The organism is Kitasatospora sp. NPDC058965, from assembly GCF_042741245.1.
Classification (GTDB): domain Bacteria; phylum Actinomycetota; class Actinomycetes; order Streptomycetales; family Streptomycetaceae; genus Kitasatospora.
Window position 1 is genome coordinate 1 of sequence record NZ_JBHYKG010000307.1, and the last position, 9990, is coordinate 9990.

The 9990-nt window shown below is 73.7% G+C and carries 12 protein-coding genes; 5 read left to right on the forward strand and 7 right to left on the reverse strand.

The features are described from left to right. Positions 1-88: 88 nt before the first annotated feature. The 3 genes from ACFW1A_RS33445 to ACFW1A_RS33455 all read right to left on the reverse strand — a co-directional run bounded on the left by ACFW1A_RS33445 (position 89) and on the right by ACFW1A_RS33455 (position 2036). Positions 89-871: an SGNH/GDSL hydrolase family protein gene (locus ACFW1A_RS33445; protein ID WP_380415710.1), complete on the reverse strand. Its 783-nt coding sequence runs from the start codon at positions 869-871 to the stop codon at positions 89-91. 115 nt (positions 872-986) lie between these two features. Then, positions 987-1724: a YoaK family protein gene (locus ACFW1A_RS33450; protein ID WP_380415712.1), complete on the reverse strand. Its 738-nt coding sequence runs from the start codon at positions 1722-1724 to the stop codon at positions 987-989. Positions 1725-1751: 27 nt separating this feature from the next. Beyond that, the gene (locus tag ACFW1A_RS33455) at positions 1752-2036 is read right to left on the reverse strand and encodes a DUF427 domain-containing protein (RefSeq protein WP_380415714.1); all 285 of its coding nucleotides are present in this window, start codon (positions 2034-2036) and stop codon (positions 1752-1754) included. A 198-nt stretch (positions 2037-2234) separates the two neighbouring features. Between ACFW1A_RS33455 and ACFW1A_RS33460 the strand changes: the two genes are divergently transcribed. From ACFW1A_RS33460 to ACFW1A_RS33475, 4 genes are all read left to right on the forward strand, one after another. Further along, entirely contained in the window at positions 2235-2363 is a 129-nt protein-coding gene (locus tag ACFW1A_RS33460; RefSeq protein ID WP_380415716.1) for a hypothetical protein, read from the forward strand. A 139-nt stretch (positions 2364-2502) separates the two neighbouring features. Continuing rightward, positions 2503-3948, forward strand: a complete 1446-nt coding sequence (gene gndA / locus ACFW1A_RS33465; protein ID WP_380415718.1) for an NADP-dependent phosphogluconate dehydrogenase — start codon at positions 2503-2505, stop codon at positions 3946-3948. Positions 3949-3950: 2 nt separating this feature from the next. Beyond that, positions 3951-4997 (forward strand): Dyp-type peroxidase, encoded by a 1047-nt coding sequence (locus ACFW1A_RS33470; protein WP_380415720.1) that lies wholly within the window; start codon positions 3951-3953, stop codon positions 4995-4997. Positions 4998-5001: 4 nt separating this feature from the next. Then, positions 5002-5805, forward strand: a complete 804-nt coding sequence (locus ACFW1A_RS33475; RefSeq protein WP_380415722.1) for a family 1 encapsulin nanocompartment shell protein — start codon at positions 5002-5004, stop codon at positions 5803-5805. Here the strand turns inward: ACFW1A_RS33475 and ACFW1A_RS33480 are convergent. The 3 genes from ACFW1A_RS33480 to ACFW1A_RS33490 form a co-directional block, all read right to left on the reverse strand. Beyond that, positions 5763-6230 carry an NUDIX domain-containing protein gene (locus ACFW1A_RS33480; RefSeq protein ID WP_380415724.1) on the reverse strand — a complete coding sequence of 156 codons (468 nt, stop codon included), beginning with the start codon at positions 6228-6230 and terminating at the stop codon, positions 5763-5765. The genes ACFW1A_RS33475 and ACFW1A_RS33480 overlap by 43 nt on opposite strands. Next, a complete protein-coding gene (locus ACFW1A_RS33485; RefSeq protein WP_380415726.1) occupies positions 6230-6922 on the reverse strand; it encodes an HAD family hydrolase in 693 nt (230 codons plus the stop codon). The genes ACFW1A_RS33480 and ACFW1A_RS33485 overlap by 1 nt, the downstream gene beginning before the upstream one ends. Before the next feature lie 68 nt (positions 6923-6990). Then, entirely contained in the window at positions 6991-8463 is a 1473-nt protein-coding gene (locus ACFW1A_RS33490) for an MFS transporter (RefSeq protein ID WP_380415728.1), read from the reverse strand. 78 nt (positions 8464-8541) lie between these two features. Between ACFW1A_RS33490 and ACFW1A_RS33495 the strand changes: the two genes are divergently transcribed. Next, positions 8542-9297: a TetR/AcrR family transcriptional regulator C-terminal domain-containing protein gene (locus ACFW1A_RS33495; RefSeq protein ID WP_380415732.1), complete on the forward strand. Its 756-nt coding sequence runs from the start codon at positions 8542-8544 to the stop codon at positions 9295-9297. Positions 9298-9353: 56 nt separating this feature from the next. Here ACFW1A_RS33495 and ACFW1A_RS33500 read toward each other — a convergent pair whose 3' ends face one another. Beyond that, complete coding sequence (locus tag ACFW1A_RS33500; protein ID WP_380415730.1) at positions 9354-9926, reverse strand: hypothetical protein; 573 nt, start codon at positions 9924-9926, stop codon at positions 9354-9356. Between the last annotated feature and the right edge of the window lie 64 nt (positions 9927-9990).

A 9990-nucleotide genomic window follows, 5' to 3' on the forward strand; every position in this document is an offset into this window, starting at 1 on the left:
AGGGCGGGTGGTGGGTCCCTGGTCCACCACCCGCCCTCGCGCGTCCGGCAGGACCGGCCGGACAGCACGCGGCGGCAGGAGTCCGGACCTACAGCGGCAGCAGGTCCGGCCGCTTGGCCTCGACGTTGTCGCCCGAGGACTCGCCGCGCAGCCGGCGGCCGACCCACGGGATCAGGTAGTCGCGGGCCCACTGCAGGTTCTCCCGGCGCACCTCGGCGTCGGTGCGCACGCTCTCGGCCGGCCACGGCTCGGCCGGGTCGGCGTCGGTGCTCAGTCCCAGCGCCCGGGCCGCCAGCAGGGCGACCCGCTGGTGCCCCTCGGGGGACAGGTGCAGCCGGTCGTCGCTCCAGGCCGGCCGGCCCTGCAGCGTGCGCAGCGACCAGAGGTCGGCCACTGCGCAGTCGTTGCGGTCCGCGATCGCCCGCAGGTGCACGTTGTAGGTCGCGATCTTGCCGCGCAGGTGCTTGAGCACCGGCACGCCGCGGGTGTCGAACCCGGTGCAGATCAGCACCTTGCCCGCCGACCCGGTGAGCTGGACCACGGCCCGCTCGAACCGCTCGGCGACCTCGTCCGGATCGCTGCCCGGGCGCAGGATGTCGTTGCCGCCGGCGCAGAAGGTGACCAGGTCCGGCTGGATCCGGCGCACCTGCGGCACCTGCTCGGCCACGATCTGGTCCAGCAGGCGCCCGCGCACCGCGAGGTTGGCGTACCGGAACCCGCCCGCCGGTACGCGCTCGGCCAGCAGCAACGCCAGCCGGTCGGCCCAGCCGGCGTAACCGCCGTCCGGGCTGGGGTCGTTGAGGCCTTCGGTGAAACTGTCCCCGAGGGCCGCGTAGGAGGTCAGGTCAAGGGTCTCCAGTAGGTCAGCCATGGAACGAGATACTTCACTGTCTCAAGTGACCTACGCCACCGTAGGTGGCCCATGGCGGAGCGTGACGTTTGCCACCTGCCCGGTGGGAATACGAAGGGCTTCCCCTGACGGCCCGTCAGGGCCGCTCGCGCCAGCCGGCGGCCGACCGCGCGGGGCGCACGGCCGCGAGGGCGACGGTCAGCGCCAGCGCGGCCGGGACGCCCAGCGCGACCGCCTGCTCGGCGTGGCGCACCAGCACGGCGCCCGCGGCGGCCCCGGCGGCCAGCGTCAGCACCGACAGCAGCTGGCGTCCCGCCTTCTCCTCCAGGCGCCCGGTGCGCCCGGTGTCGGCGAAGGCGGCGGTGATGGTCCGGGTGAGCACCGTGGTGGTCAGGTCGGGCACGGCCAGCACGCCGACCATCGCGTTCTGGATGCCCATGGCCAGGGCGAGCAGCGTGGTGGCGAGGTGGCGCGAGGTCTCGGCGGCGGCGTCGCCGACCGGGAAGACCGCGACCACCAGGGCGGCGGCCGCCAGCAGCACGGTCTCCACCAGCGCCGTCCGCAGCAGCGCCCGGCCGCGGTGCGCCACCCCCGCCAGCAACCGCCCGCCGAGGAAGGCGCCGACCGCGAAGGCGACCAGCGCCACCACCGACGCGGTCACCGAGAAGCCCGGCGCACCGGCCAGGGCGAACCCGAGGAAGACCACGTTGCCGGTCATGTTCGCCACGAAGACGTGCCCCAGCATCAGGTAGCTGACCGCGTCGATCATCCCGCTCAGCACGGTGAGCGCGAGCAGCAGCGGCGGCAGCGGCCCGTGCCGGTCGCCCGGCTCCGGGACCGCCGTCCGCCAGGCGCCGCGCAGCAGGTCTCGCACCGGCCCAGGGTAGGCCGGTGCGGCCGGTCAGTCCCGGATCTCCACGCCGTGCCAGAAGGCGACCCGGTCGCGGACCATGTCCGCGTCGGGCTTGGGGTCGGCGTAGTACCAGACCGCGTCGGGATTGGTCGCACCGTCGACCACCAGCGAGTGGTAGTTCGCGGTGCCCTTCCAGGAGCAGACGGTGGTGGTGTCGGAGTCGGTGAGCAGCGCGGCGTCGACGGACTCCCGGGGGAAGTAGTGGTTGCCCTCCACCACCACGGTGTCCGCACTCTCGGCGATCAACTGGCCGTTCCAGTAGGCACTAGGCATACCCCGCAGGGTAGCCCGCCCGGGTGGTCACGGGTGCTCACCCGGACGGGGAGCCGGTACAGCCGGACGTCCGACACCGTGCTGGGCGAGGTGGGTGACGGGGCTGGGACACCGGTGTGACGGCCGGTTACCGGACTGCCGGCAGTGGCCAGACTGCCTTCACGGCCGTTCGCTCACGATCGGAAAGAGGTGTCCGGATTGACGCTCACCCTGCTCCTGCTGACCGTCCCGCCCGCACTCGCCCTGCTGCTCAGCCTCACCGACCCGGGCCGCCCGCGGGTCACCCGCCCCCGCCGGCGGGGGCGGCACGCCGCCGCGCGGCGGTAGCGCCGCCCGACCTCACGTTGTCCGTCCGCTGTACGGACGCTGCCGGTCGCTTCCGGCGGATGTCGGCGTGCGGGGGCCGCGCGGGCACGGCAGGCTGGGTGATGATCCGCCAGTGCGACCCGAAGTGGAGCCACCTCGCATGACCACTCGCAGTTCCGCCGACATCGGCGTGACCGGACTGGCCGTCATGGGCCGCAACCTGGCCCGCAACTTCGCCCGGCACGGGCACCGGGTGGCGCTGCACAACCGCACCGGGGCCCGGACCACCGCGCTGGTCTCCGAGTTCGGGCACGAGGGCGCCTTCGTGCCGACCGAGACGGTCGCCCAGTTCGTCGCCGCGCTGGTGCGCCCGCGCCGGATCGTCGTCATGGTCAAGGCCGGCGCGCCCACCGACGCCGTGATCGACGGGCTGGTGCCGCTGCTGGATCCGGGCGACATCGTGATGGACGGCGGCAACGCGCACTTCGAGGACACCCGGCGGCGCGAGGCCCGGCTGCGCGAGCTGGGGCTGCACTTCGTCGGCGCGGGTGTCTCCGGCGGCGAGGAGGGCGCCCTGCTGGGCCCGAGCATCATGCCCGGCGGCACCGCCGAGGCGTACGAGAGCCTGGGGCCGCTGCTGGAGTCGATCGCCGCCAAGGTGGAGGGCCGCCCCTGCTGCACCCACGTGGGCCCCGACGGCGCCGGACACTTCGTCAAGATGGTGCACAACGGCATCGAGTACGCCGACATGCAGCTGATCGCCGAGGCCTACGACCTGCTGCGGCACGCCGCCGGCCGGCAGCCCGGCGAGATCGCCGAGATCTTCCGCGGCTGGAACCAGGGCCGGCTGGAGTCCTACCTGATCGAGATCACCGCCGAGGTGCTCGGCCACGTCGACCCCGACACCGGCAAGCCCTTCGTGGACGTGGTGCAGGACCGGGCCGAGCAGAAGGGCACCGGTCGCTGGACCGTGCAGACCGCGCTGGAGCTCGGCGTCCCGGTCGGCGGCATCGCCGAGGCGGTCTTCGCCCGCTCGCTGTCCGGCAGCGCCGAGCTGCGCGAGGCCGCCCGCGGCCTGCCGGGGCCGACCGAGACCTGGCTGGACAGCGCGGCCTCCGACCGGTTCGCCGAGGACGTGGAGCAGGCGCTCTACGCCTCCAAGATCGTCGCCTACGCGCAGGGCTTCAACGAGATCCAGGCCGGCAGCGCCGAGTACGGCTGGCAGGTCTCGCCCGGGGCGATGGCCGCCATCTGGCGCGGCGGCTGCATCATCCGGGCCCGGTTCCTCACCAGCATCGAGGCCGCCTACGCCACCGGCGGCGCGGAGCTGCCCACGCTGCTCGCCGACGAGTACTTCCAGCAGGCCCTCGGCCGGGCCCAGTCCGCCTGGCGCCGGGTGGTCTCCACCGCGAGCCAGCTGGGGGTGCCGGTGCCCGGCTTCGCCACGGCGCTCGCCTACTACGACTCGCTGCGCGCCCAGCGGCTGCCCGCCGCGCTGATCCAGGGCCAGCGCGACTACTTCGGCGCCCACACCTACCGCCGGGTGGACCGCGAGGGCAGCTTCCACACCCTCTGGGCCGGCGACCGCAGCGAACAGGAACGGTGACGATGGACCAGCAGCCGCTCGCCCAGCCCGTCACCGCCGCGCTGACCACCGCGGCCCGCTTCCTGGTGCTGACCGTGCGGCCCGGCGGCGAGGCCGCGGTGCGCGCGCTGCTGCCGGAGCTGGCCGGCCTGCGCCGGGCGGTCGGCTTCCGGGTCCCGCAGGCCGGGCTGACCTGCGTGGTCGGGATCGGCGCGCTGCTGTGGGACCGGCTGGTCGACGGCCCGCGCCCCGCCCAGCTGCACCCGTTCCGCGAGCTGCGCGGCGAGCGGCACACCGCCCCCGCCACCCCCGGCGACCTGCTGCTGCACATCCGGGCCGAGCAGCAGGACGCCTGCTACGAACTGGCCGCCCAACTGCTCTCCCGGCTGCGCGGCGCGGTCGACGTGGTGGACGAGACCACCGGCTTCCGCTACTTCGACCGGCGCGACCTGCTCGGCTTCGTGGACGGCACCGAGAACCCGGAGGGCACCGAGGCCGGGGCGGCCGCGCTGGTCGGCGCCGAGGACGCCGAGTTCGCCGGCGGCAGCTACGTGATCGTGCAGAAGTACCTGCACGACCTCGCCGCCTGGGAGCGCCTGACGGTGGAGCAGCAGGAGGCCTCGGTCGGGCGGACCAAGCTGGCCGACGTCGAGCTGTCCGAGGCCGAGAAGCCGGCCGACTCGCACGTCGCGCTCACCTCGCTGGAGGCGGCCGCGGACGGCACCGAGCGGCAGATCCTGCGGATGAACATGCCCTTCAACTCGTTCCGCACCGGCGAGGCCGGCACCTACTTCATCGGCTACTGCCGCACCCCCGCGGTGACCGAGGAGATGCTGGCCAACATGTTCCTGGGCAAGGGCGGGGACGGCCGGCACGACCGGCTGCTCGACGTCTCGACGGCGGTCACCGGCTCGCTCTTCTTCGTTCCTTCGGCCGACTGGCTGGCCGCACCGCCCGCCGCCGCCGCGGCCGCCGGGCGCGCGGTGGCCGACGGATCGCTGGGCATCGGCAGCCTCAAAGGGCTGGGCAGCACCACCCCTGACCGTCCCGACCTCCCGACAGGAGCCTGACCCGATGAGCAACCTGCACCGTGACCTGGCGCCCGTGTCCGCTCCGGCCTGGGCGGAGATCGAGGAGGAGGCCCGGCGCACCTTCACCCTGCACCTGGCCGGGCGCCGGGTGGTCGACCTGGACGGACCGGCCGGCCCGCAGCTGGCGGCCGTCGGCTCCGGGCACCAGCGGCCGATCGCCACCCTGGTGCCCGGCACCGAAGCGCAGGCCCGCCAGTCCCGGCCGGTGGTGGAGCTGCGGGTGCCGTTCACCCTGGACCGGCAGGCGGTGGACGACGTGGAGCGCGGCTCCAAGGACTCCGACTGGCAGCCGGTCAAGGAGGCGGCCCGGCTGATGGCCCAGGCCGAGGACACGGCGATCTTCGAGGGCTGGCCGGCCGCGGGCATCGCCGGGGTGCGCACGGGTGCGGAGAACCCCGCGGTGATCCTGCCGACCGACGTCACCGAGTACCCGGACGCGGTCAGCCGGGCCATCACGACGCTGCGGCTGGCCGGGGTGGACGGGCCGTACGCGCTGCTGCTCGGCGCGGACGCCTACACGGCGGTCAACGAGACCTCCAACCACGGCTACCCGGTCCGCCAGCACCTGGCCCGGGTGGTGACCGGCGAGATCGTCTGGGCGCCGGCGCTGACCGGCGCACTGCTGCTCTCCACCCGGGGCGGCGACTTCGAGCTGCACCTCGGCCAGGACCTGTCGATCGGCTACCTCTCGCACGACGCCGAGTCGGTCCGCCTCTACCTGCAGGAGTCGCTGACCTTCTCGCTCTACTCGCCGGAGGCGGCGGTCACGCTGACCGCGGCGAGCTGAGGCAGCGCCAGGTCGAGGGTGGCGGCCAGCTGGGAGTGCAGCGGCGCGGGCAGCGCGTCGGCGGTGAACCAGCCGAGCGCGTCGAACTTGTGCGGCTCGCCGATCGCCACCCGGTCGGGGTCGACCCGGGCCAGGCAGACCACCGCCACCCAGTGCGAGTCCACCGGCCCCCCGTCACCGGCGGGGCCGCGCAGCACGTTGCGCACCCCGAGCACCACCGTGTCGCGGGGCTCGGCGGTGTACTCCTCGCGCACCTCGCGGGCCACCGCCTGCTCGAAGGTCTCGCCGAACTCCAGGCCGCCGGCCCCGCAGTCCCAGCGCCCGGGCTCGTCCCGGGCCGCCGGGGCGCGGCGGGCCAGCAGGAAGCGGCCCGCGCCGTCGTGGCAGAGGAAGACGACCGAGACGCTCGGTGCGGCGGTACCCATCAGAAGTGTTCCCCCAGTTCGGCGAAGGCGGACAGTCGCAGCACCCCGGTGTCGGCCGGGTCCAGCGCCGCGTCGTCCAGTGACCAGGTGTGCTGGTGCGGGATGAAGACGGCGTTCAGCCCGGCGGCGCGGGCGGGCAGGATGTCGGACTTCGGCGAGTTGCCGATCATCCAGGTCCGCTCCGGCGCCAGCGCCTGACCGTCGATCAGCCGCCGGTAGGTGGGCAGGTCCTTCTCCGGCTCGATGTGCACCGAGCGGAAGTGCCCCAGCAGGCCGGAGGCGTCCAGCTTGGCCTGCTGCTCGGCCCGGTCGCCCTTGGTGAGCAGCAGGACGTGGTGCCGGGCGGCGAGCGCGGGCAGGGTCTCGGCGACGCCGTCGATCAGCTCCACCTCGGCCGAGGTGACGGTGGCGGCCAGTGCCGCGAAGCGGTCCAGCTCGGCGGGCCCGGGCGGGCGGTGCGCGAGCAGGGCGAAGGCCTCGCCGAGGCTGAGCCGGAACACCTCGGACCCGTAGCCGTGGGCGGCGGAGTTGGCGGCCTCGACACCGTCCAGCACCGCCCGGGCCGCCGCCCGGTCGGGCGCGAAGGGGGCCACCTCCGCCAGGAAGGCGTCGATGGCCCGCTCGAAGCGGATGTTGTTCTCCCAGAGGGTGTCGTCCGCATCGAAGACGAGGACCTGGTCGTCACGGCGCATGGGCTCACCGTAGACGGCCGGGTCCCCGTCGTCAGCTGGTTATCCGGCCCGGGTCCGGGCCGTCCGGCTCAGGCCGGCACCTGGTCGGCCTGCTCGGCCGGGGCCGCGGCCGGAGCCTCGGCGGACTGCTCCTGGGTCTGCGCGGGCAGCAGGAAGATCGCCACGAACACCACCGCGAGCATCGCGATCTCCACCCAGAGGGTGACCTGCTCGGCCCAGAGGAAGTCACCGCCCTTGGCCCGCTGGAAGTAGACGGTGCCGAGGATCGCGGTGCCCAGCGCCGCGCCGAGCTGCTGCACCGAGGTGAGCGTGCCGGAGGCCGAGCCGGCCTCGTGCTGCTCCACGGAGGCCAGCACGCTGCCGAAGAACGGGGCCATCACCAGGCCCATCCCGAGCCCGGCGACCAGCAGGGCCGGGGCCACCTGCCAGGGCGTCACGCCCAGGCCCGCGAGGTGCAGGGTCAGGATCAGGCCGCCGACGCCCGCCGCCATCACCAGCACGCCCAGGTGCATCACCTTGCGGCCGAACCTGAGCAGCGCCTGCGAGGCGCCGAAGGCGGCCACCATGCCGACCGAGGACGGGATGCCGGCCAGGCCCGCCTTGAGCGGCGAGTAGTGCAGGCCGATCTGGGCGTAGAGGCTGAAGGTCAGCCAGAAGCCGGTCATCGCCGAGAAGAAGATGAGGCCGAGCACCATGCCGCCGCTGAAGCCGCGCTTGCGGAACAGGCTGGGCTCCACCAGCGGGTCGCCGCCGCTGCGGCTCTTGCGCCCCTCGAACCAGGCGAAGAAGCCGAAGACCGCGACGGACAGCGCCATCAGCACGAAGGCCCAGGCGGGCCAGCCGTGCTCGCGGCCCTGGACCAGCGGGTAGACGATCAGCGCCGAGCCGACCGCGGCGAGCAGCGCGCCCACCAGGTCGAGCCGCACGGTGCGGGTGCTGCTGTGCGCGGGCAGGAAGGCCAGGCCGCCGGCCAGCGCGAAGAGGCCGAGCGGCAGGTTGACCAGGAAGATCATCCGCCAGCCGGTGCCGAACAGGTTCGCGTCCACCAGCCAGCCGGCCAGCACCGGGGCGCCGACCGAGGACAGGCCCATCACCGGGCCGAACAGGCCGAAGGCCTTGGCCTGCTCCTCGTCGTCGAAGACCTCCTTGAGGATGCTCAGGCCCTGCGGCAGCATGACCGAGCCCAGCAGGCCCTGGACCACCCGGGCCGCGATCAGCTGGCCGGGCGCCTGGGCGACGGCGCAGGCGAGCGAGCCGAGGGTGAAGCCCGCGGCGCCGATCAGGTACATCCGCTTGCGGCCGTAGATGTCGCCGAGGCGCCCGCCGGTGATCAGGCCGATCGCCATCGCCAGCGTGTAGGCGGCGCCGAGCCACTGCATCAGGCTCTCGCCGCCGCCGATGTCGGCCCGGATCGAGGGGGCCGCGATGTTGGTGATCACGGCGTCCATGAGGTCCATCACCTCGGCCGCCAGGATCACGAAGAGGGCGGCCCACCGCCATCTGTACGGGGCCGCCGCGCTAAGAACACTGTTCGTCTCCACGAACAGTGTTCTACATGGTGATCAAGACATCTGGCAAGAACGGTGTTCGTTGTTGGAACAACGTTCGCCGTGAGTACGATGTTCGTCACCGAGGCGCAGGAACGCGAGCGCAGGAAAGCAGGTGGCCCAGTGGAGTCCGCGATGCCCGAGATCCCGTGGCACAAGGCCCCCAAGGCGGAGGCCCGACCGCCGCTGAGCCGGGCGGCCATCGTCGACGCCGGGATCCGGATCCTGGACGCCGAGGGCCTGGCCGGGGTCACCATGCGCCGGGTCGCCCAGGAGCTGGGCACCGGGCCCGCCTCGCTGTACGCGCACGTCTCCAACAAGGACGAGCTCTGCGAGCTGATGCTGGAGCGGATCAGCGGCGAGATCCCGCTGCCCGACCGGATCGACCCGGCCCGCTGGAAGGAGCAGGTGCTGGAGGTCAGCCTGGCTGCCCAGCGGGTCTTCGTCCAGCACCGCGACATCACCCTGGTCTCGCTCGGCAGCATCCCGATGGGCGCCAACCAGCTGCGGATCGCCGAGTTCCTGTTCGGCCTGCTGATCGGGGCCGGCGTGCCGGAGCAGGTGGCGGCCTGGGCACTGGACGGCCTGGGCCAGTTGATCGACACCGACGCCTACGAGTCCTCGCTGTACGCCGACCGACTGCCCCCCGGCACCGACACCGAGGCGTACTTCGGGAAGGTGCAGGACTACTTCGCGCAGCTGCCCCCCGACCGCTTCCCGCTGCTCAGCAGCCGGGCCGCGACCATGGTGGGCGGCGACGGCGACCAGCGTTTCGCGTTCAAGATCGAGGTGTTCCTGCGCGGGCTGGAGACGTTCATCGGGACCTGACGGGCGGTCGGCCGCGACGCGCGCGCTCGGGGCGCGGGGTGTCCGGTCACGGGGTGTCAGGGCGTCGGGTGGGCGGCCAGCCAGCGCTCGACGGCGGAGCGGGTGAACGGGTCCAGCCGGGCCCGGCCCAGCATCCGCTCGGCATGGGCCCGCAACACCGGCACCCGGGCCGGCCCGCGCACCACCGTGCACTCGCCCATGACCTCGCCGTAGCTCATCCGCAGGATGCCCTCGCCGTCCGCCGAGAGCATCACGAAGGTCGGCCGGCCGGGCCCGTGGCCGAGCGGTCCGGGGGGCGCGCCGGCCAGGTCCCAGGGTTCGGTCAGCGTGACCCGCGCCCACGTCCGGTGGCCGGAGCCCGCACCGGCCCCCTGGGCCACACCGAGCAGGAACGGGGCGCCGCCGAGCAGCCCGGCCGCCTCGGCGCCGCGCCGCCAGGACTCGTTGAGCCGGGCCGCCAGCCGCGGGTCGTCCAGGTCGACGCCGTCGGCGAAGAAGACGTACGCGTCGTCGCAGTTGACGATGAACCCGGCCAGGTCGGGCGGGATCAGCGGCTCGGTCGGATCGACCAGGCCCAGGTAGGTCAGGCCGGCCGACCCGAGGGCCGCCGAGAGCATGCTGTCGTCCACGGGGGTTCCTCACTCCGCAGAAGGTCGGATGGTGGTGGGGCCTGGGCGGGCGCAGCAGGGTGCA

Coding starts and splice junctions, on each gene's coding strand:
- ACFW1A_RS33445 (WP_380415710.1), bottom strand. CDS start 871: ATGGCTGACCTACTGGAGACCCTTGACCTGACCTCCTACGCGGCCCTC.
- ACFW1A_RS33455 (WP_380415714.1), bottom strand. CDS start 2,036: ATGCCTAGTGCCTACTGGAACGGCCAGTTGATCGCCGAGAGTGCGGAC.
- gndA (WP_380415718.1), top strand. CDS start 2,503: ATGACCACTCGCAGTTCCGCCGACATCGGCGTGACCGGACTGGCCGTC.
- ACFW1A_RS33470 (WP_380415720.1), top strand. CDS start 3,951: ATGGACCAGCAGCCGCTCGCCCAGCCCGTCACCGCCGCGCTGACCACC.
- ACFW1A_RS33475 (WP_380415722.1), top strand. CDS start 5,002: ATGAGCAACCTGCACCGTGACCTGGCGCCCGTGTCCGCTCCGGCCTGG.
- ACFW1A_RS33480 (WP_380415724.1), bottom strand. CDS start 6,230: ATGGGTACCGCCGCACCGAGCGTCTCGGTCGTCTTCCTCTGCCACGAC.
- ACFW1A_RS33485 (WP_380415726.1), bottom strand. CDS start 6,922: ATGCGCCGTGACGACCAGGTCCTCGTCTTCGATGCGGACGACACCCTC.
- ACFW1A_RS33495 (WP_380415732.1), top strand. CDS start 8,542: ATGTTCGTCACCGAGGCGCAGGAACGCGAGCGCAGGAAAGCAGGTGGC.